The following is a 25,405-nucleotide window of genomic DNA, read 5'->3' on the forward strand; positions in this document are numbered from 1 at the left end:
CCGCAGAGCAATTATTTCTCTTCTGGAGAACAATGCATACCCGTAAATGGAATGGCGTGAACCGGGAGCCGATATCATGACAAATTACATGTCATTGACGTATATTTTTGAGGATAAAGTCGCTCCGTGGCGGTTTTCATTCATTATCCACCCTCAACTTGCATTGCAAAGAATCAGAATGATGCCTCCCTCTTCGGTAAGCACGATGCTAAGCCGTCAGGACACGCTTCGCTCACGTAGCGGCGCAAATCCCAATCAGTCTGGTCGGGATATACGTACTGCCGTTGCAGTCGATCTTGAATGTGGCACTATGGTGGCTATTGATGACAGTTTCCGTTTGTGGTCCCCGGTGACAGCCCTGTTCTTTATTGATAATGAAGGACGCCTTCAGCTTTTTTCGACGAGCCTGTCCGTTACTTATCCTGTCAGCTCTATCACCCGCCGATATGAAGAAATGGTCAGTACATTCGGAAAACGCCCCCCTCCAACAGATATTCCTCAAGGGCAATTTACGCGCACTAATTCACCCATGCGAGGTGAAGAACCCAGCTCGGGTGGCGGCCGTCGTAGCCGAATGGATGGGCCCACTCGCCCGCTCACAAAAGCCGAGCGTTGGCAGGAGAGAAAAAATCTCATCAGTAAAGGCCAGCGTAGCGTGTATCCCGATGCGCAGACCGCAGCTAACCGGCTGGCAGAAAATAATGTGGCGGTTGAAAAGGCTAAGCTTGCGCAGAATATTTATGGACGTGCGGGACAGCCCATAAATGCTCTCGAATCTATGCCGGATGTGCCTGAGGGGTGGGTTGATATAAGTAATGATGAGAATGCATTGTCCTCTCTTGGCTTAAAACGCGAGATGTTGTTTGACGAGTCGGTTGACCCCAATTTTTTTAGTCGCGTTTATGCCCCTGACACATATGTCTTTGGAGATGATATGAATCCAACAGTTGTTTTCAGAGGGACGCGACCAGATAAAATGGCCGACTGGGGCAATAACTTTGCTCAGGGAGCAGGCTTTAACTCATCATATTATGAAAAAGCAGTAAATATTGGTCGCATGATTGCAGAAAATGCTAGCAAAATTGACATAGCTGGTCATTCTCTTGGCGGTGGACTAGCTTCTGCAGCCGGGATGGCCAGCGGTCAGCAAACGTGGACATTCAATGCCGCAGGGCTCAATCACGATACGGTTGAAAAATATGGTGCCCAACTTATGGGTGATGGCTCTGCAATATCCGCCTACAGAGTTAATGGAGAGATGCTGACTAAAATTCAGGAAGTGAGCATTGAGGATCTGGCAGATGCGAATTTTGACACATCCCTTTTTGCACTAAAAGCAGGCGCTTCAAATATGTTACCTAATGCGATAGGTAAACCAACCGAGCTTGCTGGCGGTACTGGAAGCATGCTGGACAAACACGGTATGGTACAGGTAATAGACTGCATTGAGGTACAAAAGGATGAGGATATTAGAATCATTAAAAGTAGGGTTTAGCATGAAAAAACTCGCATCCGTGATGCTTTTTTCTTTTCTGTTTGTTTTTTTATCGGCGTGTAATGATATGAAAAAGGTAGAACCTGAAAAATATTTTTCTGGCCCGCAACTGATTCTGGCTAAGGCTATCCAGGTTGCAGACAGTGAATCAGTTCTTCGACTGTCAAAAGTGACTGATCTGAACACCCCAGGAAATGAACAACTGACTCTGCTTTTTTTTGCGCTTAATGAGGCCATGTATAACGGCAACGCTCAAAAAAGGTTAGATATTGTCACCGAGCTTGTACGCGCTGGTGCAGATCCCCAGCAAGCTCAACCGAATATGCCAGGCACTCCTGCACAAATGATGGCGATGGGAGATAAAGATATCTGGCTTAAAGCGCTTATCGACGGCGGGCTTGATCCAAATTCTCGCGATAAATTATTAAATGTTCCTCTTATTTTCTCAGCATTAAATTCAAAAAATACAGGCACGCTTGCATTGTTAATAGAACGGGGTGCCGATGTAAATATCCTAGATACCTTGGGTAATACTCCGCTTGTTGACGCTTTTTTTAAAGCCGATTTGGATAAAGTTGACTTTTTGCTGGAGCACGGAGCTAACCCTAACCCAGTGAATAAGCAAGGGCGTTCTTTCAGCCAGATGGTTGATAGACATCTGCAGCAGATTAAGCAAGGTACTGAATACTACAATAAAATACTAGAATTAAGAGAGAAACTTAACAGCATGCCTCAATGATTTGCTGGCAAGTTCCAAATGTATGGTGTTGGGTCCTGCCGGGTGAGGGAAATGCCTACTGATCGTGCGATTCCAACAGCACTTTTTATCTCACATCTGGTAACGCGCTGGTGAGAAATATAATCCGGATTTTAGGCATAAGAATTTTGTACGAAGAATTTATTGGGTCATAAATCAAGAAAAATGACCGATAAATATAATGACGATCGCGGTAAAGACTGGACAATTGTCAGTACGAAAAGGGATTAATTTCTGTCCAGTTTTGGGGAAGATTTTTTGCAGTCCATAAAAAAAACGGGAACCATCCGGCTCCCGTTCTTGTTTAACCCGCAAGGCGGATTACATGTTCGCGATAATCGCGTCGCCAAACTCTGAGCATTTCAGCAGTTTAGCGCCTTCCATCAGACGTTCGAAATCGTAGGTCACGGTTTTGGCGTTAATCGCGCCGCTCATGCCTTTGACGATCAGGTCAGCCGCTTCAACCCAACCCATGTGACGCAGCATCATTTCCGCAGAAAGGATCACTGAACCCGGGTTCACTTTGTCCTGACCTGCGTACTTCGGCGCCGTGCCGTGAGTCGCTTCGAACAGCGCGCACTCGTCGCCAATGTTCGCACCAGGAGCGATACCGATACCGCCAACCTGCGCCGCCAGGGCGTCGGAGATGTAGTCACCGTTCAGGTTCATACAAGCGATAACGTCGTATTCTGCCGGGCGCAGCAGGATCTGTTGCAGGAACGCATCGGCAATCACATCTTTAATGATGATCTCTTTGCCGGTTTTCGGGTTCTTGATTTTCTGCCATGGGCCGCCATCGATCAGCTCGCCGCCGAACTCTTCGCGCGCCAGCTGGTAGCCCCAGTCTTTGAACGCGCCTTCGGTGAACTTCATGATGTTGCCTTTGTGCACCAGCGTTACAGAATCACGGTCGTTAGTGATTGCGTATTCAATCGCGGCGCGCACCAGGCGCTTGGTGCCTTCTTCGGAGCACGGTTTGATGCCAATACCGCAATGTTCCGGGAAGCGAATTTTCTTCACGCCCATCTCTTCACGCAGGAATTTGATCACTTTCTCTGCATCGGCAGAGTCGGCTTTCCACTCGATACCCGCGTAAATATCTTCTGAGTTTTCACGGAAGATGACCATGTCGGTCAGTTCCGGGTGTTTTACCGGGCTCGGCGTGCCCTCGTAGTAACGTACCGGGCGCAGGCAGATGTACAGATCCAGTTCCTGGCGCAGCGCAACGTTCAGGGAACGAATGCCGCCGCCAACTGGCGTGGTCAGGGGGCCTTTAATCGCAACGCGATAATCACGAATCAGATCAAGTGTTTCAGGCGGCAGCCAGACGTCCTGGCCGTAAACATGGGTAGATTTCTCACCGGTATAAATTTCCATCCAGGAAATTTTACGCTCGCCCTTATAGGCTTTCTCCACGGCGGCATCCACCACTTTCAGCATCGCCGGGGTCACGTCCACGCCGATACCGTCACCTTCAATGAACGGGATAATCGGATTATTCGGAACGTTGAGCTTGCCATTTTGCAGGGTGATCTTTTTACCTTCCGCCGGAACAACTACTTTGCTTTCCATTCACCTCTCCTTCGAGCGCTTCTGGTTGTTTGCTCGCTGACTTCATGCCGGGGCGCTCAGACTGCGTCCGCTCACCTGTTACGTGATTCACACAGAGCAAACCGTTTTTGTTAATGAATTGTAATGAGCCCGAACATACTAACCGATACTCAGGCTCCATGAAAGGCAATCGTGATTCAGCTATAATGCGGCAATTGATAACTACTGAAAATACCATGAACAAAACTTCTTTTAGAAATCACCGCCTTAAGCGATTCAGCTCACGACAAGCCACCAGGTCTGAACCACAAAACCAACCAAAACGCGTGATTCTGTTCAATAAACCCTACGATGTTTTGCCGCAATTCACCGACGAAGCCGGACGCAGCACGCTAAAAGATTTTATTCCGGTACAGGGTGTTTACGCCGCAGGCCGCCTGGATCGCGACAGCGAAGGGCTGCTGGTGCTGACAAATGACGGCGCATTACAGGCAAGCCTGACGCAGCCGGGCAAACGTACCGGCAAAATCTATTACGTGCAGGTGGAAGGAGAACCGACACCGGATGCAATTGAAGCGCTGCGTACCGGGGTGACACTGAACGACGGTCCGACATTGCCAGCAGGCGTTGAACGCGTCGAGGAGCCGGGCTGGTTGTGGCCACGTAATCCGCCGATTCGCGAGCGCAAATCGATTCCGACAGCCTGGCTGAAAATCACCCTGTATGAGGGACGTAACCGACAGGTGCGGCGCATGACTGCGCATGTTGGCTTCCCTACCCTGCGCCTCATCCGCTACGCTATGGGAAACTACACGCTGGATAATCTCGCTACAGGCGAATGGCGTGACGCTTAATCAGGGAGGCTATGATGTTTAAACCCCATGTGACTGTCGCTTGCGTGGTACACGCGCAGGGTAAATTTCTGGTCGTTGAAGAAACCATTCGCGGCAAGGCGCTGTGGAATCAACCCGCAGGCCACCTCGAAGCCGACGAAACCCTGCTGCAAGCAGCAAAGCGTGAGCTGTGGGAAGAGACCGGCATTCACGCCGAGCCGCAGCATTTTATCCGCATGCACCAATGGCTGGCACCGGATCGCACCCCATTCCTGCGTTTTTTGTTTGCCGTCGAGCTTAACGAAATGTGCGCCACTGAGCCGCATGACAGCGACATCGATTGCTGCCACTGGGTCACCGCCGACGAGATCCTCAACGCCTCAAACCTGCGTTCGCCGCTGGTTGCGGAGAGCATTCGCTGCTACCAGACGGGCAAGCGCCTGCCGCTGGAAACCATCGCAGAATTTAACTGGCCGTTTACAGGGGATGCCTGAGCCGCCAGCCCGTGCTAGAATACGCCGCCCTGAAGTTCTTAGTCGCGAGTATTCTATGTCTGATAGCCCAAAAAAAGTGATCGTCGGCATGTCCGGCGGTGTCGACTCTTCCGTTTCCGCTTACCTGTTGCAACAACAAGGTTACAAGGTGGAAGGCCTGTTCATGAAGAACTGGGAAGAGGATGACGGCGAGGAATACTGCACTGCGGCGGCGGATCTTGCCGACGCGCAGGCCGTTTGCGACAAGCTCGGTATTGAGCTTCACACTGTCAATTTCGCTGCAGAATACTGGGACAACGTGTTCGAGCATTTCCTGGCTGAATATAAAGCCGGACGCACGCCGAACCCGGATATCCTGTGCAACAAAGAGATCAAATTCAAAGCCTTCCTTGAGTTCGCCGCCGAAGATTTGGGCGCTGACTATATTGCCACCGGCCACTATGTGCGCCGCGCCGACGTTGACGGCAAAAGCCGTCTTCTGCGCGGTCTCGATGGCAATAAGGATCAGAGCTACTTCCTTTATACGCTCGGTCATGAGCAGATCGCGCAAAGTCTGTTCCCGGTCGGCGAACTTGAAAAGCCGCAGGTGCGTAAAATCGCCGAAGAACTGGGTTTGGTGACGGCGAAGAAAAAAGACTCGACCGGTATCTGCTTTATTGGCGAGCGTAAATTCCGCGAATTCCTTGGCCGCTATCTGCCCGCCCAGCCGGGTAAAATCCTCACCGTTGACGGTGAAGAGATCGGCGAGCACCAGGGGCTGATGTATCACACGCTCGGCCAGCGTAAAGGGCTGGGCATCGGCGGGACCAAAGAAGGCAGCGAAGAACCGTGGTACGTGGTCGATAAAGATGTTGAAAACAATATCCTGATTGTCGCCCAGGGACATGATCACCCGCGCCTGATGTCTGTCGGGCTGATTGCGCAACAGTTGCACTGGGTTGATCGCGAGCCGCTGCAAGGCACGCTGCGCTGCACGGTAAAAACGCGTTATCGCCAGGAAGATATTCCCTGCACGGTTACCGCGCTGGATGATGATCGCATTGATGTGCGCTTCGATGAACCGGTTGCCGCGGTTACACCGGGGCAATCAGCGGTATTCTACCTGGGCGAAGTGTGCCTCGGTGGCGGAATTATTGAGCAGCGTCTGCCGCTGCCCCTTTAAAAGACCTTTTGCACAACCGGACTGGCCAACGCCCGCAGCAACGATGTGTTGACGGGCAGATAAAGGAGTGAGTGTGGCGAAGAACTATTACGATATTACCCTGGCGCTGGCGGGAATTTGCCAGTCGGCTCGTCTGGTGCAGCAACTGGCGCACCAGGGACACTGTGACGCTGACGCGCTGCATGTCTCGTTAAATAGCGTAATCGACCTGAATCCAGACTCCACCTTAGGCGTCTTTGGCGGCAGCGAAACCAACCTGCGCACCGGGCTGGAAACGCTGCTCGGCGTGCTGAACGCCAGCAACCGCCAGGGTCTCAACGGTGAGCTGACCCGCTACACGCTCAGTATGATGGTGCTGGAGCGTAAGCTCGCTGCCAGCAAAGGCGCGATGGAGACGCTCGGTAACCGCATTGCTGGCTTACAACGCCAGCTTGAGCATTTTGACCTGCAGTCAGAAACCCTGCTTAGCGCGATGGCCGCCATCTATGTCGACGTTATCAGCCCGCTGGGACCGCGTATTCAGGTCACCGGCTCGCCTGCCGTGCTGCAAAGCCCGCAGGTGCAGGCGAAAGTCCGCGCCACCTTGCTGGCCGGTATCCGCGCTGCGGTGCTGTGGCACCAGGTTGGCGGCGGTCGTCTACAGTTAATGTTTTCCCGAAATCGCCTGTCGACGCAGGCCAAACACATTCTCGCTCATTGTTAACCTCCCGGAGTTGTGACTTATGGAATTATCCTCCCTGACCGCCGTTTCCCCTGTCGATGGACGTTACGGCGATAAAGTCAGCGCACTGCGTGGCATCTTCAGCGAATTCGGTTTGCTGAAATTTCGCGTTCAGGTTGAAGTACGCTGGCTGCAAAAACTGGCGACCCACGCGGCGATCAAGGAAGTTCCTGCTTTTGCTGCCGACGCAAACGGTTACCTCGATAAAATCATTGAGGACTTCAACGAAGAAGATGCCGCGCGCATCAAAACCATCGAACGCACCACCAACCACGACGTAAAAGCGGTGGAGTATTTCCTGAAAGAGAAAGTGGCTGATATCCCGGCGCTGCACGCCGTGTCTGAATTTATCCACTTCGCTTGCACCTCAGAAGACATCAACAACCTGTCTCACGCGCTGATGCTGAAAACCGCGCGCGACGAGGTGATCCTGCCGTACTGGCGCAAGATCATCGAGGCGGTAAAAGATCTGGCCGTTCAGTACCGTGATATCCCCCTGCTCTCCCGTACTCACGGCCAGCCGGCAACGCCGTCGACCCTGGGTAAAGAGATGGCGAACGTGGCTTACCGCATGGAACGCCAGTTCCGCCAGCTTAACCAGGTGGAAATTCTGGGCAAAATCAACGGCGCAGTCGGCAACTACAACGCCCATATCGCCGCTTACCCGGAAGTGGACTGGCATCAGTTCAGCGAAGAGTTTGTCACCTCGCTGGGTATTCAGTGGAACCCGTACACCACGCAGATTGAGCCGCATGACTATATTGCCGAGCTGTTTGACTGCATGGCGCGTTTCAACACCATCCTCATCGATTTCGACCGTGACGTGTGGGGTTACATCGCGCTGAACCACTTCAAGCAGAAAACCATCGCCGGCGAAATTGGTTCTTCAACCATGCCGCACAAAGTTAACCCGATCGACTTTGAAAACTCAGAAGGCAACCTTGGGCTGTCCAACGCCGTGTTGCAGCACCTGGCCAGCAAATTGCCGGTTTCCCGCTGGCAGCGGGATCTGACCGACTCCACCGTATTGCGTAACCTGGGCGTTGGCGTGGGTTATGCGCTGATCGCTTACCAGTCGACGCTGAAAGGCGTGAGCAAACTGGAAGTGAACCGCGACCGCCTGCTCGACGAGCTGGATCATAACTGGGAAGTGCTGGCCGAGCCGATCCAGACCGTAATGCGCCGCTACGGCATCGAAAAACCGTACGAAAAACTGAAAGAGCTGACGCGTGGTAAACGCGTTGATGCCGAAGGCATGAAGCAGTTTATCGACAGCCTGGCGCTGCCGGAAAACGAAAAAGAGCGCCTGAAAGCGATGACCCCGGCCAACTACATTGGTCGTGCCATCACTATGGTTGATGAGTTGAAATAATCCCCCGCCGTTGCTGTTAGCCCTCTTTCCGCCGCGAAAGAGGGTTTCTTTCTCCCCCGGTTTAAGAAATGTTTATCCCCTGCGCACCACAATCAGCGTTAAACTATTTATATCAAAAATATATGGAGAGTTCTGACGATGCGCGTACTCGTTGTGGAAGATAATGCTCTGTTGCGTCACCATTTAAAGGTTCAGTTGCAGGAGTTAGGACATCAGGTCGACGCCGCAGAAGATGCAAAGGAAGCGGATTACTTTCTTAACGAACACCTGCCGGACATCGCCATTGTCGATCTCGGCTTGCCGGATGAAGATGGTCTGTCGCTGATCCGCCGCTGGCGCAGCCATGACGTCACGCTGCCGGTACTGGTGCTTACCGCACGCGAAGGCTGGCAGGACAAAGTGGAAGTGTTGAGTGCCGGTGCAGATGACTACGTCACCAAACCGTTCCACATTGAAGAAGTGGTCGCGCGTATCCAGGCGCTGATGCGCCGCAACAGCGGCCTCGCATCTCAGTTGATCTCCATGCCGCCGTTCCAGGTCGATCTCTCCCGCCGTGAACTCTCCATTAATGACGACGTGGTAAAACTCACCGCTTTCGAATACACCATTATGGAAACGCTTATCCGCAACAGTGGCAAAGTGGTCAGCAAAGATTCGCTGATGCTACAGCTTTACCCCGACGCCGAGCTGCGTGAAAGCCACACCATCGACGTATTAATGGGGCGGTTACGTAAGAAGATCCAGACGCTCTATCCTGACGACGTTATCACCACCGTGCGCGGCCAGGGCTACCTGTTCGAACTGCCGAAATGAGACGGCTGCTGCGGCATTTTCTGCCGCTTTCTCTGCGGGTTCGTTTTTTACTCGCCACGGCCGCCGTCGTGATGGTGCTTTCTCTGGCCTACGGTATGGTGGCGCTGGTGGGTTATAGCGTCAGCTTCGACAAAACGACCTTTCGCCTGCTGCGTGGCGAAAGCAACCTGTTTTATACCCTGGCGCACTGGGATAACCATAGACTCAGTGTGGATCTGCCTGACACCCTCAATTTGCAAAGCCCGACGGTGGCGCTGATTTACGATCAGCAGGGTAATCTTATCTGGTCGCAGAAAGACGTACCGTGGCTGCAAAATCTCATTGAGCCGGACTGGCTTACCGCTAACGGCTTTCATGAGATAGAAGCCGATGTCGATAACAGTAGTACGCTGATTGATGACGACCACTCGGTTGCCCAGAAGCTGAAAGAGATCCGCGATGATGACAGCAGCTCCGAGATGACGCACTCGGTCGCAGTGAATATCTACCCGGCAACGGCGCACATGCCGCAGTTAACCATTGTGGTGGTCGATACCATCCCCATTGAGCTTAAACGCTCTTATATGGTGTGGAGCTGGTTCGTTTACGTGCTCGCCGCCAACCTGCTGTTAGTCGTGCCGTTGTTGTGGCTGGCGGCGTGGTGGAGCTTGCGGCCCATTGAAGATCTGGCGCGCGAAGTGCGCGAGCTGGAAGAGCACCATCGTGAGCAGCTCAATCCGGAAACCACCCGCGAACTCACCAGCCTGGTGAGCAACCTCAACCGGTTGTTAAAAAGCGAACGCGAACGGTACGACAAATACCGCACCACTCTCACCGATCTGACTCACAGCCTGAAAACGCCGTTAGCGGTGCTGCAAAGTACCCTGCGATCGCTGCGCGGCGAGAAAATGACCGTCAGCGACGCTGAACCGGTGATGCTGGAGCAAATCAGCCGGATATCCCAGCAAATTGGTTACTACCTGCACCGGGCAACCATGCGCGGTTCCAGTGGTTTGCTCAGCCGGGAACTGCACCCGGTCGCTCCCTTGCTCGACAGCCTCACCTCAGCGCTGAATAAAGTTTATCAGCGCAAAGGCGTCAATATTACGCTCGATATTTCACCGGAAATCAGTTTCGTCGGTGAGAAAAACGACTTTATGGAAGTGATGGGTAACGTGCTGGATAACGCCTGCAAATACTGCCTGGAGTTTGTCGAAGTCTCTGCCCGGCAAAGCGATGATACGCTGCATATTCTGGTGGAAGATGACGGGCCGGGAATTCCTGCGGCGAAACGTGAGATGGTGTTTGATCGCGGGCAGCGCGCCGACACGTTACGCCCCGGCCAGGGGGTTGGGCTTGCTGTGGCGCGAGAAATTGTTGATCAGTACGAAGGGCAGATCCTGACCGATGAAAGCCTGCTCGGTGGTGCGAAAATGGAAGTTATTTTTGGCCGTCAGCAGACGATGGCGGGCAATGATTAATCCTTCACCGTCACAGCGCGGGCAAAAAGAACAAAAAGGAGCCATATGGCTCCTTTTTACTTTTATGTCACATCGTTACGCAGACAAAATGACATATCAGCATTACTATGATCCTTTATTCAGCCACTGATTATTTGCCGGAAACGCATATGGAATATCACGTAGAGATAAACTGGCCAGACTTTATTCAACGCTACTGGCAAAAACGCCCGGTGGTGCTGAAGCGTGGCATTAAGAATTTCGTCGACCCGATAAGCCCCGATGAGCTGGCAGGGCTGGCAATGGAAAATGAAGTAGACAGCCGGCTGGTTAGCCACCTTGATGGCAAATGGCAGGTCGGGCACGGTCCTTTTGAAAGTTACGATCACCTCGGCGAGAACAACTGGTCACTGCTGGTGCAGGCGGTGAACCACTGGCATCAGCCGGCCGCAGCGCTGATGCGCCCATTCCGCGTTTTGCCCGACTGGCGCACCGACGATCTAATGATCTCATTCTCAGTGCCCGGCGGCGGGGTTGGTCCGCATCTCGATCAGTATGATGTGTTTATTATTCAGGGAACCGGCCGTCGCCGCTGGCGCGTCGGCGATAAAACGCCGCTCAAGCAGCACTGTCCGCACCCGGATCTGCTTCAGGTCGATCCGTTCGAAGCCATTATTGATGAAGAGATGGAGCCGGGCGATATCCTCTATATTCCGCCAGGATTCCCGCACGAAGGCTATTCGCTGGAAAATTCATTGAACTACTCGGTGGGCTTTCGCGCGCCAAGCGGTCGCGAGCTAATCAGTGGTTTCGCCGATTATGTTCTGCAACGTGAGCTCGGCAGCCAGCGTTACAGCGATCCAGACGTACAGTTGCGCGACCATCCGGCGGATATTTTGCCGCACGAACTGGATAAACTGCGCGGAATGATGCTGGAGCTGATTAATCAACCGGAGCAGTTCAGGGAGTGGATGGGCGAATTTATCTCCCAGTCACGCCACGAACTGGATGTCGCGCCGCCAGAGCCGCCTTATCAACCGGATGAGATTTACGATGCGCTGCAACAAGGCGACAAACTGGTGCGCCTTGGCGGCTTGCGCGTATTGCGCATCGGTGAAGATGTGTTCGCCAACGGCGAGCGGATCAACTCCCCGCACCGCCCGGCGCAGGAGGCACTCGCCAGCCATATCGTGCTGACGGGAGAGCTGCTCGGCGATGCGCTGGAAGATCCCTCGTTCCTCGCCATGCTGGCGGCGCTGGTTAACAGCGGTTACTGGTTCTTTGAAGATTAATGCCTGAGATTGCCCGGCGGCGTTTGCTACCGGGCAATGAGAGAAGGTTTACTCAGCTTTGGCGGTCAGTTCGGCGATGCGTACAATCACCTGCACCGCTTTCTCCATACCTTCCAGCGTTACAAACTCATGTTTGCCGTGGTAGTTATAGCCGCCGGTAAACAGGTTCGGACAGGGTAATCCCATAAACGACAGCTGCGCCCCATCAGTGCCGCCGCGGATCGGTTTCAGATCCGGCTCAATATCGCAGTCGCGCATGGCCTGTTGCGCCACGTCCAGAATGTGCGGAAACTCGACCACTTTCTCGTGCATATTGTAGTAGCTGTCTTCAATCACCAGTTCGATATAGCAGTCCGGATGCAGACCCTTGCCAACTTTTTTGGCGATCTCCATCATCTTACGTTTACGCGCTTCGAAGTTTTTGCGGTCAAAATCGCGGATGATGTAGTGCATGTCGGCGCGATCAACCGTGCCTTTAATGCTGGTGAGATGATAGAAACCTTCGTAGCCCTCGGTCTGTTCCGGGCTCTCCTCTTCCGGCACCAGCGCGTGAATTTTGCTGGCGAGCGTCAAGGCGTTAACCATCACCCCTTTCGCCGTGCCGGGATGCACGTTATTGCCAACAATTTTTATGTTCACCGACGCCGCGTTGAAGTTCTCAAACTCCAGTTCGCCCACCCCGCCGCCATCAACGGTATAGGCCCATTTCGCGCCGAATTTCTCGACGTCAAAATGCTTCGCCCCTTTGCCCACTTCTTCATCCGGCGTGAAGGCGACACAAATGTCGCCATGCGGAATATTTTTCTTTTTCAGCACCGCCAGCGCGGTCATGATTTCGGCGACGCCGGCTTTGTCGTCCGCGCCAAGCAGCGTTTTGCCGTCGGTGGTGATCAACGTCTGGCCCAGCATCTGGTGCAGCACCGGGAACATCACCGGCGAGAGGATCTCATCGCCAATGCCCAGCGCAATATCGCCGCCGCGATAGTTTTCAACGATTTGCGGGTTAACATTCTTGCCGCTGTAATCCGGCGAGGTGTCGACATGAGAAATAAAACCGATGGCCGGAACTGGCGTTTGCACATTCGACGGCAGTTTCGCCATCACCGTGCCTTTATCGCTTAATGTCACATTTTCCAGCCCCATCTCTTCCAGTTGGTTCTGAAGTAAACGCAGGAGCTTCCATTGGCCGTCTGTGCTCGGCACCTGGCGGACGCCGGGCTTTGATTGAGTATCCAGAGAAACGTACTGCAAAAAACGCTCTAATAATTTGTCCATGAAGCCCCCCTACAAAATGTCACAACATTATCAGTAAGCGCGAAAAGACAAATATTGCGTCAGGTCACTTTTACCCCGTAAACGGCAATATTTTCAAAATTGCGCGCGGCGTAGTCAGTATTGTTGAGAACATGTGGTGTTGCGCGGACAAAAGAGAACAACAATTGGCGATTTCATGGGTTTGCCGTAGAATGCCAGCCCTTAAATCGTGCACAACCCTGAAGGTGGTTCATCACAAACCCCGCATCGGATATCACTTTTGATGCGCAAACACGGGACAGAGTAAATAATTGAACACACAATCGCGTTCGCGTTCACCGCTGGTGCAACTGGCCGGTATTCGCAAAAGCTTTGATGGCAAAAATGTCATTTCTGATTTTAATCTCACCATCAATAACGGCGAATTTCTGACGCTGCTTGGCCCTTCTGGCTGCGGTAAAACCACGGTTCTGCGCCTGATCGCCGGGCTGGAAAGCGTTGATGTCGGCCATATTCATCTTGATGCCCAGGATATCACCCACGTTCCGGCAGAACATCGCCATGTGAATACCGTTTTTCAAAGTTACGCCCTCTTCCCGCATATGACCGTGTTCGAGAACGTGGCATTTGGCCTGCGGATGCAAAAAACCCCGGCGCAAGAAATTACCCCGCGCGTCACCGAAGCGCTGCGCATGGTGCAGCTTGATGCTTTCGCCCAGCGTAAACCACACCAGCTTTCTGGCGGCCAGCAACAGCGTGTCGCCATTGCCCGCGCGGTGGTGAATAAACCGCGCTTACTGCTGCTGGATGAGTCCCTCTCCGCGCTCGATTATAAGCTGCGCAAGCAGATGCAGAACGAACTGAAAGCGTTGCAGCGTAAACTCGGTATTACTTTTGTCTTTGTAACCCACGATCAGGAAGAAGCGCTGACCATGTCGGATCGTATCGTGGTGATGCGCGACGGGCGCATCGAGCAGGACGGCACGCCGCGCGAAATTTATGAAGAGCCGAAAAACCTGTTTGTCGCCAGCTTTATTGGCGAAATCAATATCTTCAGCGCCACGGTAATTGAGCGTATGGACGACAGCCGTGTGCGGGCAAATGTCGAAGGCCGCGAGTGCAATATCTATGTCAACTTCGCGGTGGAAAAAGGTCAGCAGTTGAACGTGCTGCTGCGCCCGGAAGATCTGCGCGTCGAAGAGATCCATGATATTGCCGAAGCCGAAGGGCTAATTGGCTATGTGCGCGAACGTAACTATAAAGGGATGACGCTGGAATCGATGGTCGAGCTGGAAAACGGCAAGATGGTGATGGTCAGCGAGTTCTTTAATGAAGACGATCCGGATTTTGACCATTCGCTGGACCAGAAAATGGCCATCAACTGGGTAGAGAGTTGGGAGGTCGTACTGGCTGATGAAGAGTACAAGTAAATTCCAGAATGGCGTGATCGCGACCATCGTCGGTTGGCTTGTACTGTTTGTTTTTCTACCCAACCTGATGATTATCGCCACCAGCTTTTTGACCCGCGACGACGCAAACTTCGTCAAACTGGTCTTCACGCTGGATAACTACACCAGGCTGCTCGATCCGCTCTATTTCGACGTGCTGCTGCACTCGCTCAACATGGCGTTTATCGCCACGCTGGCGTGTCTGGCGCTGGGCTACCCGTTTGCCTGGTTTCTGGCGAAACTGCCCGCAAAGGCGCGCCCGTTACTGCTGTTTTTGCTGATTGTCCCTTTCTGGACTAACTCGCTGATCCGCATCTATGGGCTGAAAATTTTCCTCAGCACCAAAGGGTATCTTAACGAGTTCCTGCTGTGGCTGGGCGTTATCGATACGCCGCTGCGCATTATGTTTACCCCCGGCGCGGTGATTATCGGGCTGGTCTACATTCTGCTGCCGTTTATGGTGATGCCGCTCTACTCCAGTATCGAAAAGCTCGAGAAACCGCTGCTGGAAGCAGCAAAAGACTTGGGTGCCAACAAGCTACAAACCTTTATACGCATCATTATTCCGCTGACGATGCCGGGGATTGTCGCCGGTTGTTTGCTGGTGATGCTTCCAGCGATGGGGCTGTTCTACGTCTCGGATTTGATGGGCGGCGCAAAAAACCTGCTGGTCGGCAACGTGATTAAGAGCCAGTTTCTGAACATCCGCGACTGGCCGTTTGGGTCGGCAACCAGCATCACGCTGACCATCGTGATGGGGCTGATGCTGCTGGTTTACTGGCGCGCCGCGCGATTGCTGAATAAGAAGGTGGAGCTCGAATGATCGGTCGACTGCTGCGCGGCGGTTTTATGACCGCCATTTACGCTTACCTTTATATCCCGATCATTATTTTGATCGTCAATTCCTTTAACAGCTCACGCTTTGGCATCAACTGGCAGGGCTTTTCCACCCAGTGGTACAGCCTGTTGATGAATAACGACAGCCTGCTGCAGGCGGCGCAGCACTCGCTGACGATGGCGGTGCTGTCGGCAACGTTCGCGACGCTGATTGGCTCGCTGACCGCCGTGGCGCTTTACCGCTACCGTTTTCGCGGCAAACCGTTTGTTAGCGGCATGCTGTTTGTGGTGATGATGTCGCCGGATATCGTGATGGCAATTTCGCTGCTGGTGCTGTTTATGCTGCTCGGCGTGCAGCTGGGTTTCTGGTCGCTGCTGTTTTCACATATCACCTTCTGCCTGCCGTTTGTGGTGGTCACGGTGTTCTCACGGCTGAAAGGGTTTGATGTGCGGATGCTGGAAGCGGCCAAAGATCTGGGTGCCAGTGAGATGACTATCTTGCGCAAAATCATCCTGCCGCTGGCGATGCCCGCTGTCGCCGCTGGCTGGCTGTTGAGCTTTACCCTGTCGATGGATGACGTCGTGGTTTCCTCTTTCGTCACCGGACCGGGATATGAAATTCTGCCATTGAAGATTTACTCGATGGTCAAAGTCGGCGTATCGCCGGAAGTGAACGCGCTGGCGACAATCCTGCTGGTGCTGTCGCTGGTGCTGGTGATTGCCAGCCAGTTGATTGCGCGTGATACGACGAAAACAAAAAGCCTGCCTCGCAAGGCGTAATGGATGCAGCCAGATCGGGGCGGGTAGCGCACAGACGCCGCAGTACGTGAGGCGTTCGGGCACTGTCCAGACCCGGAATGGCAAATAAAATAGCCTGCAAGACAGGCTCTAACTCAGGGGACGTTTGAATGAAAAAATGGTCACGCCACCTGCTCGCGGCGGGCGCGCTAGCCCTCGGCATGAGCGCCGCACACGCTGACGACAACAAAACACTCTACTTCTATAACTGGACCGAGTATGTGCCGCCGGGCCTACTGGAGCAGTTCACCAAAGAGACCGGCATCAAGGTTATTTATTCGACCTATGAGTCGAATGAAACCATGTACGCCAAGCTCAAAACGTACAAAGAAGGTGCGTACGACCTGGTGGTGCCGTCGACCTACTTCGTGGACAAAATGCGCAAAGAGGGCATGATCCAGAAGATCGACAAAACGAAGCTGACCAACTTCAACAATCTCGATCCCGAGATGCTTAACAAACCGTTCGATCCGAATAACGATTACTCGATTCCGTACATTTGGGGTGCGACGGCGATTGGTGTTAACACTGACGCCATCGATGCGAAAACCATCACCAGCTGGGCGGATCTGTGGAAACCGGAATACAAAAGAAGCCTGCTGTTAACCGATGATGCGCGCGAAGTGTTCCAGATGGCGCTGCGCAAACTCGGTTATTCCGGCAACACGACCGATGTGAAAGAGATTGAAGCCGCGTATAAAGAGCTACAAAAACTGATGCCGAACGTGGCGGCGTTTAACTCTGATAACCCGGCGAACCCGTATATGGAAGGCGAAGTGAACCTTGGCATGGTATGGAACGGTTCCGCCTGGGTTGCGCGCCAGGCGGGAACGCCACTGGAAGTGGTGTGGCCAAAAGAAGGCGGTATTTTCTGGATGGACAGCTTATCGATTCCCGCTAATGCGAAAAACGTCGACGGCGCCCTGAAGCTGATTAACTTCCTGCTGCGCCCGGAAATCGCCAAACAGGTGGCGGAAACCATCGGCTACCCGACGCCAAATCTGGCGGCGCGTAAGCTGCTTAAACCTGAGGTGGCAAACGATAAATCTCTCTATCCGGATGCCGAAACCATCCAGAAAGGTGAATGGCAAAACGATGTTGGTAGCGCCAGCGCCATTTATGAAGAGTATTACCAGAAGTTAAAAGCGGGCCGTTAACGCTATCGTCGACCGGGTCGCTCACCCGGTCGACACCGTCAGAAGCAACCCCGGGCAGGCATTTTCCGCCAGCAACGTCCAGCCGTGTGCTAGCGCAATTTCATGGCAAATCGCCAGCCCCAGTCCCGCCCCGCTATCGCGTCGATGCGCGCCGCGCCAGAAACGTGAAAACAGCAAAGGCAATTCCTCTTCCGCCACGCCCGGCCCGACATCGCGTACCGTAAATCCCTTTTCGCTGACGGTTATATGCACTAGCGTACCGGGCGGCGCGTGCTGGATAGCGTTCTCGATCAGGTTTTTTAGCAGGGTGAATAACGCCCCGCGATCGGCGCGCCAGCGCAGCGACTCCTCCGCCATCGTGAGGGTCAGCGAAACCTGTGCGTCAACGGCAATACGCTGAAGAAACTGCACGCTATCGCGGGCAATCGCCGGTACATCAACCGGAGCAAACCGGTAGCTAAGCGGTTCACTGGCCTCTGCCAGCAGTAATAACTGCTGAACCTGACGCGCCAGATGCTCGACCTGCAACAATAGCGGCTCGCGTGCGTCGAGTCGTTGATCCATCAGCTCGACTTCTGCACGTATTAGCGTCAGCGGCGTTTTTAACTCATGCGCCGCCTTCGCCAGAAAATCTTGCTGATTGCGATACCCCTTCTCCAGCCGCGCCAGCGCCTTGTTGAAGCTATCAATCAGCGGGGAGATCTCTGTCGGTACCCCGTGCGTTTGCAGACGGGCATCCAGCGATCGCGGCGAAATAAGCGCCGCCTCCGTTGAAACATTGCGCAGCGGTTTCAGGGAATATTTCAGCGTCACCCACGCACACAGCCCGAATACCACCAGCAGCACCAGGCTGAACAATTCAATACCGAAGCGGATAAACGGCAAGGCAAATCCGCGATGCAGAAAATCGATAATGCGTGAGCTGGCGGCCATCTGGATCCACCAGGTTTTACCTGCAAGAACATACGGTTCAGTCGCGCCATCGTAAATCATGCCGTTAAGGGTAAATTTAAACTCTCGTGATACTTGCGGTGTCAGCGTCGGCCAGTGCTGCGCACCGGGCGACATCAGCACAATTAGCCCTTCGTCATCCAGCACACGATAAGCCACATCATCGGTGATGCTCTGGTAAATCCACAGTGGATACTGATCGCCGTTGTTGAATCCGGTCGGCTGTCCGCGCGAGTCAAACTGTAATTCCTGAGCGAGTCTGTGGGTGTAGTCAGAAAGATCCATTCCCGGTAAGCGCTCTTTCACCAGCCGCCCGGACAGCACCAGCAACGCGATACTCAGCAGCGCTCCGGCGATAAACGCCAGCAGGATCTTCAGCGCAAGGCTATTCAGCCAACGTTTTTTCCCGGATGGCATAGCCTAATCCTCTGAGGTTAACAATCTGCAAGCGCGACCCAATCGCCGTTAACTTGCGCCTTAACCGGTGCAGCGCGACGTCGAGCGCGTTTGGCGTCACCGCATCGCTTAAGCCCCATCCGGCGGCTTCCATCCGGCTGCGGCGCACGACGCCGCCCTGCTTGCCCACCAGCGCTAACATGATTTGCAGCTCCGCAGGCGCCAGCGCAATGTGCTGTTCGCCACACTGCATAATGCTGGTTTCCGGCGACAGGGTTAAATCGCCCCACGCCGGTTGCAGCGGCTGGCTTTGCACCGGACGGCGCAACAAGGCACGCACGCGCGCCACCAGTTCCTCCATGGCAAACGGCTTAGGGAGATAGTCATCCGCGCCCGCCTCCAGCCCTTCGACGCGATCGTGCAGCGCATCGCGGGCGGTGAGGATCAAACAGGGGATCGCGACCTGCGCCTGGCGCAGGCGATACAACAGCTGGATACCATCACCATCGGGCAAGCCGCGATCGAGCACCAGCCCCTGGTAGGAGACCTGCGCTATCGCCGTCCAGGCCGCATCGCCGCGCCCGACAATATCCGCAGCGATTCCCGCCGCCGCAAGCCCTTTAGCAATCAGGCGCGCCAGATGGTCGTGATCTTCAATCAGTAATATTCGGCTCATCAGAAATAGTACAGATAACTCATAAAGATGCGGTTTTCGTTAGTCCTGTTCACCAGCGGGCTGTCCTTAATTTCTGACGCCAGCAGCGTCATTTCCACATCAACCATCAGCGAGTGATGCTCATTGAATGCGTACAGGCTACGTACGCCCATTTCGGTGTTAATCGTCGCATCCGCACGGTACGCAGGCCGCCACGGACGTGCTTCGCTACGGCGCACGCCGTAATAATAATCGACATAGTTGCTGTTATAACGGCTGGCGACCAGGCGCGGCGTCAGCGTAAATTGCTCGCTCAGATGCCAGCTTTTTTCTGCGCCCAGGCGTAAACGCTGCCCACTGCTGTTGCCGGAAAGATCGTGCGTCCAGTCGGCAAATAGATCCACCACCGGGTTTTGCCACTCAATGCCCGCTCCGCCCCAGAATCCGCCTTTGCGTTTCGCCATCCCTTTCAGGATATCGGCATCATCGGACGAATAGCCTGCGCCGTCGTAACGGGCTATTAGACCGAAATTGAGCTGTTGGGTTTCACTCAGATGCAGCGCGGGCAATTTAACTTCAGCCGCCGTGCCTAAAAAACGGAAATAACGGTTTTCATAATGCAGAATCGGGATCGGGGTGTACTGACGGCCACTATCCTGGTAAGGCTTTTGCGTGCTAATCACGCCGACGCCAACTCCCCAAACCGGCGGTTCTTCGGCCTGGGCGGCAAAGACAACAGAGACGAGACTTGCTGCGACAACACAACGTGGCACAACACCCATGATGAGGCTCCTGTTAGCGGTGGAAACGCTATCATCAGGGGCGTTGTCTTACGGGGAACTTACCGGCTATTTTCACGCTTGCGCGTGGCGAACAGATGAGCAAAAAGCGCGGTAAACCGCCATCCTCGTAGCTAAAAAGGATGGCGTTGATCGTTAAAGCTTTTTCAGCAGCTTTTCGACATATTCCGGCACGACCTGGCTTGCCAGCCCGTAATGCTTCTCTTCAAACTCGCTGCCGACCTGGCTCGGTTCGAGATTCAGCTCTACGGTGTGCGCACCCTGCAGTTTCGCTTCATGCACAAACCCGGCGGCCGGATAGACATGCCCGGATGTGCCAATCGCGATAAACACATCCGCCATTGCCAGCGCGCTGTAGATCTCGTCCATCCCCAGCGGCATTTCGCCAAACCACACCACATGCGGGCGCAGCGGCGCCGGGAACTGGCAGCAGTGGCATTTGTCATCGTGCGTGACATCGCCTGTCCACGCCAGCACCTGCCCGCTTTGCGAACAGCGCACTTTCAGCAGCTCGCCGTGCATATGGATAATGTTTTTATTGCCCGCGCGTTCGTGCAGGTTGTCGATGTTTTGCGTGATCAGCAAAAAGCGATCGCCCAGCGCCTGCTCCAGCTTCGCCAGCGCCAGATGCGCGGCATTCGGCACAATATCTGGCAGTTGCAGTTGCCTGCGCCGATCGTTATAGAAGGTTTGCACCAGTTGCGGATTGCGGGCGAAACCTTCCGGTGTCGCCACGTCTTCAACATGATGCTCTTCCCACAGCCCGTCTGCCGCGCGGAAGGTACGAATACCGGATTCAGCGGAAATGCCCGCTCCCGTCAGAACGACGACTCTTGGTTTTTCCATTACGCCTGGCACCATTGTGTCTCTGAAAAAAATTCGCTGACGTAAGCGCTCGCGCAAACGGCGCTTGTTACGGCGAAAACGGCTGAGACGATGTGAACGTCGCGATTGCATAGCATCCTCTCAGATTAGTCAGTGAGGTGAAGAAAGGCCGCGCCGCGCATCCCGCCCGCATCGCCGTGGCGCGCGCGTTCGATACGCGGTACATCGCCTGCCGGTAACAGATGCGGCGCGATACGCGCCGGCAACAGCCGGGTCAGCGCGCTGAAATTCGATAAACCGCCGCCAATCACCAGCAGATCCGGGTCGACGATGGTCAGAATATTCCCCAGACACACCGCCAGCAAATCCACGTAACGTTCTACGTGCGCCAGCGCCTTCGCATCGCCCTGTTCCCAGCGCGTTATGATTTCCGGCGCTGACAAGGATTGATGATAGAAGTGTCGGTACAACCACGCAAAACCGCGACCAGAGAGATAGTTTTCGATACAACCGATTTTTCCGCAGCCGCAGCGAGTCAGCGGGAAATCAAAGCCCATCAGCCCCAGCGCATCCACCGGCAGGCGGATATGACCGAACTCACCGGTAATAAAGCGACGGCCAGAGATGGATTTGCCATTGACCACCAGCCCACCGCCAACACCAGTACCGAGGATTAACCCCATCACCAGCGGATACTGGCGGAATTCGTCATCCCAGGCTTCGGAGAGCGTAAAGCAGTTGGCGTCGTTGTCGATACGCACATTGCGCCCAAGCAACGCAGTAAGGTCGGCGCGCAGCGGTCGACCGCTGGCGGCGGGAAGATTAGCGGCATACAGCGTACCGTCGGCGGTTTCCGGCATGCCGGGAATACCAACGCCGACGCTACCTTTGACGCCGAAATGCGCATCTGCTTCGGTAACCAGATCGGCAATGGCGCGCAGAAACGCTTCATAACTGTCGTGCGGGGTGGCGACGCGCTTTTCCCATTGTAAGCGCCGGTTGGCGTCAAAGACGCCCAACGCGATTTTACTGCCGCCGATATCAAATCCGTAATTCATTGCCACTCCTTCGTTGTGGCCCGTTCCACGCGGAATTACTGCCCGCTCAGCACTCGTGCAGGATCAATATTGCTCGCCCGGCGCGCCGGATACCAGCTTGCCAGCAGGCTTAGCGCCAGCGCCGTCACCAGCACATAGACGACATCCAGCGGGTGCAGCTCCGATGGCAGGAAATCGATAAAGTAGATATCCCCCGACAGGAACTGATGGCCGAGAAGCGTCTCAAGCACGTTAATGATTGGCGTTAATTGCAACGACACGACAACGCCGATCACCACACCGCTGATGCTGCCAAGCAGGCCCGCCAGCAGACCGTACCAGACGAAAATGGCGCGGATAAGCCCATCTTTCGCCCCAAGCGTGCGCAGCACGGCAATATCACCACTCTTGTCTTTTACCGCCATGACCAGCGTCGAGACAATGTTAAAACAGGCCACGCCAATCACTAAAACCATCGCCAGATACATTATGGCGCGGATCATCTGAATGTCGCGATACATGTAGCCGTACTTGCCGATCCAACTTTTGATATAGACGTAGCTGTTGGTCACTTCACCGGCGTCGCGCACCAGTTTGTTGGCGTTAAACACATCATTTACTTTGATGTCGATACCGGTAACGCTTGCGCCCATATCCAGATATTGCTGCGCATCCTGCATCGGGATCATCGCATAGCTGTGATCAAGCTGACCGCTCAGTTGCAGAATGCCCGTCACATGCAAACGCACGCGTTTGGGTTGCAGCAGTTTATGCGCCTCATCGGAGTTGGGGATCATGATGGAAACCCAGTCGCCCTGCTTCACTTTCAGCGCATCGGCTACGCCCTTACCGAGAATGATCTGCTGCTCACCGGCACGAAAATTTTGCCAGGCGTCGCCCTGCACAAATTTCGGCAAAGCGCTAAGCTGTGATTCCTGCGCCGGGTCAACGCCTTTCACCTGAATCGCGCGCAGATTCGCACCACTTTCCACCAGCCCGGTAAAATTAATATAGGGCGCAGCGGCGGCGATGCCCGGCACTTTTTTCACTTTTTCCAGCGCCGTGTCCCAGTTCGTCCATGGCTGATTCACCGGCTCGATTTCACCGTGCGGCACCACCGCCAGAATGCGGTTGTTCAGTTCACGTTCGAAACCGTTCATCGCACTTAAACCGACAATCAGCACCGCCACACCCAGCGCGATACCAACGGTGGAGATCACCGAAATCAGCGACACCATACCGCCACGGCGGCGACCACGGCTAAAACGCAGCGCAATCAGTAAAGAGAGGGGGGAGGCCATTACTCGGCCCCCATCAGGGTGACTTCAGTATTCAGGCGGCCATCGCGCATTTCCAGTTGGCGGTTCATGCGTTTCGCCAGTTGTAAATCATGTGTCACCACGAGGAAAGCCGTGCCCTGCATTTTATTCAGTTCGCCCAGCAGTTCGAAAATGCTGTCTGCGTTACGGGCATCGAGGTTCCCGGTCGGTTCATCCGCCAGTACCAGGCGCGGATTGTTGACCAGCGCGCGGGCAATCGCCACACGCTGGCGTTCGCCGCCGGAAAGCTCGGAAGGACGGTGGCTGGCGCGATGTTCAAGCCCAACCGCGCGCAGCATTTCCAGAGCACGTTCATTAATTTCCGCCGGTTTCTTTTTGCCAATCAACAGCGGCATTGCCACGTTTTCCAGCGCGGTGAAGTCCGGCAACAGATGGTGAAACTGGTAGATAAAGCCTAACTCCCGGTTACGCAGCTCCGCTTTGGCGGTGGAGGAGAGTTTGCTCATCGGCTGGTCACGGAAAATCACATCGCCCGAGGTCGGCGTATCCAGCCCGCCCAACAGGTGCAACAGCGTACTTTTGCCGGAGCCGGAACTGCCGACAATCGCCATTAACTCCCCTTCCGCCATGCTAAAGCTGACATCATGCAGTACGTCGGTTTGCACACTGCCTTCCTGATAGCGTTTGCACAGGTTGTCGCATTGCAACAGGATCTTATTCATAACGTAAAGCCTCGGCGGGTTGAGTGGCGGCAGCGCGCCAGGAAGGATAAAGCGTAGAGAGCAGCGCGATGGTCATTGCCACCAGCGCAATACCAATCACCTGTAGCGGCTCAATCGCCACCGGCAGGGCTGCGCCATCAAGAAACGCGCCGATAATCGGCATTAAATTATTCAACTGACTGGCGAGCAACGCCCCCAGCCCGGCACCCAGCAGCGCGCCAATAATCCCGGCGCTCGCCCCTTGCACCATAAACACCAGCATGATTTGCCGTGGCGTTAAGCCCTGGGTTTGTAAAATCGCGACCTCGCCCTGCTTTTCCATCACCATCAAACCCAGCGAGGTAATAATGTTGAAGGCCGCCACGGCGATGATCAGGCTCAGCAGCAGTCCCATCATATTTTTTTCCATCCGCACGGCCTGGAACAGCTCGCCTTTACGATCGCGCCAGTCCTGCCATTTGGTGCCTTCCGGCAATTTTTGCTGGCTGAGCACATCGACTTTCAGCGGCTCGTTCAGCCATAAACGCCAGCCGGTGATATTCCCCGCCGGGTAGCGCATCAGTCGTGAAGCGTCATCAATATTGACCAGCATCTGGTATTCGTCGACTTCGCTGTTCGCCGCAAATGTACCCACTACAGTAAACAGGCGCTGACTCGGCAAGCGACCCATCGGCGTAAACTGGCTGGCAGACGGCACCATCACGCGAATTTGATCGCCACGGTTCACGCCCAACTGACCAGCCAGTTGCTCGCCGAGGATAATGTTGTATTTGCCCGCTTGCAGGAAGCTTTGTTTGACATTGACCAGATACGGCGTCAACGGATCGGGTTGTGCTGGATCGATGCCCATCATCACGCCAACCGCCACGCTGCGCGCGCTCTGTAACACCACATCGCCGGTAGTGAGCGGCGCGATACGCGTCACGCCCTGCAATTTGACCTGGCTTGCCGGGAGTTGCGCTGGATTCAGTGAGCCGTTTTGCGTGGTGAGCGTGGCCTGCGGCATCAACCCCAGGATGTTGTTTTGCAGCTCGCGTTCAAAGCCATTCATCACCGATAACACCGTTACCAGCGCCATAACACCGAGGGTGATGCCAATGGTTGACAGCCAGGAGACAAAGCGGCCGAAGCGGTCCGCTGCGCGCCCGCGCATATAGCGCAGGCCTATGAAAAGAGTGACAGGCTGGTACATGAAATCCGTCTGGTTGCTGATAGCAGAGTGAGGAGTATATAAGCGAAAGCACAGAGCGTAAATGAGTGAAACGGTAAGTATTCGTCAGACAGATAAGGAAAAATTCCGTGAAATCAAACCAATA

Annotated in this window: 24 protein-coding genes and 1 pseudogene; 15 read left to right on the top strand and 10 right to left on the bottom strand. The window is 54.3% G+C overall.

Annotation, left to right across the window (positions count from 1 at the left end):
- The first annotated feature begins 76 nt into the window (after positions 1–76).
- The 3 genes and pseudogenes from C813_RS36415 to C813_RS46835 form a co-directional block, all read left to right on the top strand.
- On the top strand, positions 77–1,495 hold the full coding sequence (locus C813_RS36415; protein WP_017456470.1) for an alpha/beta hydrolase family protein: 1,419 nt from the start codon (positions 77–79) through the stop codon (positions 1,493–1,495).
- 1 nt (position 1,496) lies between these two features.
- The gene (locus C813_RS36420) at positions 1,497–2,234 is read left to right on the top strand and encodes an ankyrin repeat domain-containing protein (protein WP_017456469.1); all 738 of its coding nucleotides are present in this window, start codon (positions 1,497–1,499) and stop codon (positions 2,232–2,234) included.
- Positions 2,235–2,384: 150 nt separating this feature from the next.
- A pseudogene (locus tag C813_RS46835) lies at positions 2,385–2,483 on the top strand (hypothetical protein); the annotation flags it as partial.
- 90 nt (positions 2,484–2,573) lie between these two features.
- Here C813_RS46835 and icd read toward each other — a convergent pair.
- Complete coding sequence (gene icd / locus C813_RS36425; protein ID WP_017456468.1) at positions 2,574–3,824, bottom strand: NADP-dependent isocitrate dehydrogenase; 1,251 nt, start codon at positions 3,822–3,824, stop codon at positions 2,574–2,576.
- Between the two features lie 185 nt (positions 3,825–4,009).
- On the opposite strand from icd, the gene rluE reads away from it, so the two are divergent.
- From rluE to C813_RS36465, 8 genes are all read left to right on the top strand, one after another.
- Positions 4,010–4,657, top strand: coding sequence for a 23S rRNA pseudouridine(2457) synthase RluE (gene rluE, locus C813_RS36430; protein ID WP_025263644.1), 648 nt, complete (start codon positions 4,010–4,012; stop codon positions 4,655–4,657).
- 14 nt (positions 4,658–4,671) lie between these two features.
- Positions 4,672–5,130, top strand: a complete 459-nt coding sequence (locus tag C813_RS36435) for an NUDIX hydrolase (protein WP_017456466.1) — start codon at positions 4,672–4,674, stop codon at positions 5,128–5,130.
- A gap of 55 nt (positions 5,131–5,185) precedes the next feature.
- Positions 5,186–6,292 carry a tRNA 2-thiouridine(34) synthase MnmA gene (gene mnmA / locus C813_RS36440; protein WP_017456465.1) on the top strand — a complete coding sequence of 369 codons (1,107 nt, stop codon included), beginning with the start codon at positions 5,186–5,188 and terminating at the stop codon, positions 6,290–6,292.
- A 73-nt stretch (positions 6,293–6,365) separates the two neighbouring features.
- On the top strand, positions 6,366–6,995 hold the full coding sequence (gene hflD / locus C813_RS36445) for a high frequency lysogenization protein HflD (RefSeq protein WP_017456464.1): 630 nt from the start codon (positions 6,366–6,368) through the stop codon (positions 6,993–6,995).
- Between the two features lie 19 nt (positions 6,996–7,014).
- Positions 7,015–8,385 (top strand): adenylosuccinate lyase, encoded by a 1,371-nt coding sequence (purB, locus tag C813_RS36450; RefSeq protein ID WP_017456463.1) that lies wholly within the window; start codon positions 7,015–7,017, stop codon positions 8,383–8,385.
- 138 nt (positions 8,386–8,523) lie between these two features.
- The gene (phoP, locus tag C813_RS36455; protein ID WP_017456462.1) at positions 8,524–9,198 is read left to right on the top strand and encodes a two-component system response regulator PhoP; all 675 of its coding nucleotides are present in this window, start codon (positions 8,524–8,526) and stop codon (positions 9,196–9,198) included.
- Entirely contained in the window at positions 9,195–10,658 is a 1,464-nt protein-coding gene (phoQ, locus tag C813_RS36460; RefSeq protein WP_017456461.1) for a two-component system sensor histidine kinase PhoQ, read from the top strand. Before phoP ends, phoQ begins: the two co-directional genes overlap by 4 nt.
- Positions 10,659–10,807: 149 nt before the next feature.
- On the top strand, positions 10,808–11,929 hold the full coding sequence (locus tag C813_RS36465; RefSeq protein ID WP_017456460.1) for a ribosomal protein uL16 3-hydroxylase: 1,122 nt from the start codon (positions 10,808–10,810) through the stop codon (positions 11,927–11,929).
- A gap of 48 nt (positions 11,930–11,977) precedes the next feature.
- Here C813_RS36465 and pepT read toward each other — a convergent pair whose 3' ends face one another.
- Entirely contained in the window at positions 11,978–13,204 is a 1,227-nt protein-coding gene (gene pepT / locus C813_RS36470; protein WP_017456459.1) for a peptidase T, read from the bottom strand.
- A gap of 290 nt (positions 13,205–13,494) precedes the next feature.
- Between pepT and potA the strand changes: the two genes are divergently transcribed.
- The 4 genes from potA (at position 13,495) to potD (ending at position 17,423) form a co-directional block, all read left to right on the top strand.
- Positions 13,495–14,613, top strand: coding sequence for a spermidine/putrescine ABC transporter ATP-binding protein PotA (potA, locus tag C813_RS36475; protein WP_017456458.1), 1,119 nt, complete (start codon positions 13,495–13,497; stop codon positions 14,611–14,613).
- Entirely contained in the window at positions 14,597–15,454 is an 858-nt protein-coding gene (gene potB, locus C813_RS36480) for a spermidine/putrescine ABC transporter permease PotB (RefSeq protein WP_017456457.1), read from the top strand. The genes potA and potB overlap by 17 nt, the downstream gene beginning before the upstream one ends.
- Positions 15,451–16,248: a spermidine/putrescine ABC transporter permease PotC gene (potC, locus tag C813_RS36485; RefSeq protein ID WP_017456456.1), complete on the top strand. Its 798-nt coding sequence runs from the start codon at positions 15,451–15,453 to the stop codon at positions 16,246–16,248. The genes potB and potC overlap by 4 nt, the downstream gene beginning before the upstream one ends.
- 128 nt (positions 16,249–16,376) lie before the next feature.
- Entirely contained in the window at positions 16,377–17,423 is a 1,047-nt protein-coding gene (gene potD, locus C813_RS36490; RefSeq protein ID WP_017456455.1) for a spermidine/putrescine ABC transporter substrate-binding protein PotD, read from the top strand.
- A 21-nt stretch (positions 17,424–17,444) separates the two neighbouring features.
- On the opposite strand, the gene C813_RS36495 is transcribed toward potD, so the two are convergent.
- The 8 genes from C813_RS36495 to lolC all read right to left on the bottom strand — a co-directional run bounded on the left by C813_RS36495 (position 17,445) and on the right by lolC (position 25,281).
- Positions 17,445–18,791 (bottom strand): ATP-binding protein, encoded by a 1,347-nt coding sequence (locus tag C813_RS36495; protein ID WP_017456454.1) that lies wholly within the window; start codon positions 18,789–18,791, stop codon positions 17,445–17,447.
- Positions 18,760–19,446, bottom strand: coding sequence for a response regulator transcription factor (locus C813_RS36500; RefSeq protein WP_017456453.1), 687 nt, complete (start codon positions 19,444–19,446; stop codon positions 18,760–18,762). The genes C813_RS36495 and C813_RS36500 overlap by 32 nt, the downstream gene beginning before the upstream one ends.
- Positions 19,446–20,207 carry a MipA/OmpV family protein gene (locus tag C813_RS36505; RefSeq protein ID WP_017456452.1) on the bottom strand — a complete coding sequence of 254 codons (762 nt, stop codon included), beginning with the start codon at positions 20,205–20,207 and terminating at the stop codon, positions 19,446–19,448. Before C813_RS36505 ends, C813_RS36500 begins: the two co-directional genes overlap by 1 nt.
- A 153-nt stretch (positions 20,208–20,360) precedes the next feature.
- On the bottom strand, positions 20,361–21,182 hold the full coding sequence (gene cobB / locus C813_RS36510) for a Sir2 family NAD+-dependent deacetylase (RefSeq protein WP_017456451.1): 822 nt from the start codon (positions 21,180–21,182) through the stop codon (positions 20,361–20,363).
- 14 nt (positions 21,183–21,196) lie between these two features.
- Positions 21,197–22,108, bottom strand: coding sequence for an N-acetylglucosamine kinase (gene nagK / locus C813_RS36515; RefSeq protein ID WP_017456450.1), 912 nt, complete (start codon positions 22,106–22,108; stop codon positions 21,197–21,199).
- Between the two features lie 35 nt (positions 22,109–22,143).
- Positions 22,144–23,388 (bottom strand): lipoprotein-releasing ABC transporter permease subunit LolE, encoded by a 1,245-nt coding sequence (gene lolE / locus C813_RS36520; protein ID WP_017456449.1) that lies wholly within the window; start codon positions 23,386–23,388, stop codon positions 22,144–22,146.
- Entirely contained in the window at positions 23,388–24,089 is a 702-nt protein-coding gene (lolD, locus tag C813_RS36525) for a lipoprotein-releasing ABC transporter ATP-binding protein LolD (RefSeq protein WP_017456448.1), read from the bottom strand. The genes lolE and lolD overlap by 1 nt, the downstream gene beginning before the upstream one ends.
- Positions 24,082–25,281 carry a lipoprotein-releasing ABC transporter permease subunit LolC gene (lolC, locus tag C813_RS36530; protein WP_017456447.1) on the bottom strand — a complete coding sequence of 400 codons (1,200 nt, stop codon included), beginning with the start codon at positions 25,279–25,281 and terminating at the stop codon, positions 24,082–24,084. The genes lolD and lolC overlap by 8 nt, the downstream gene beginning before the upstream one ends.
- Between the last annotated feature and the right edge of the window lie 124 nt (positions 25,282–25,405).

Origin of the sequence: Kosakonia sacchari SP1 (genome assembly GCF_000300455.3) — a bacterium.
GTDB lineage: Bacteria > Pseudomonadota > Gammaproteobacteria > Enterobacterales > Enterobacteriaceae > Kosakonia > Kosakonia sacchari.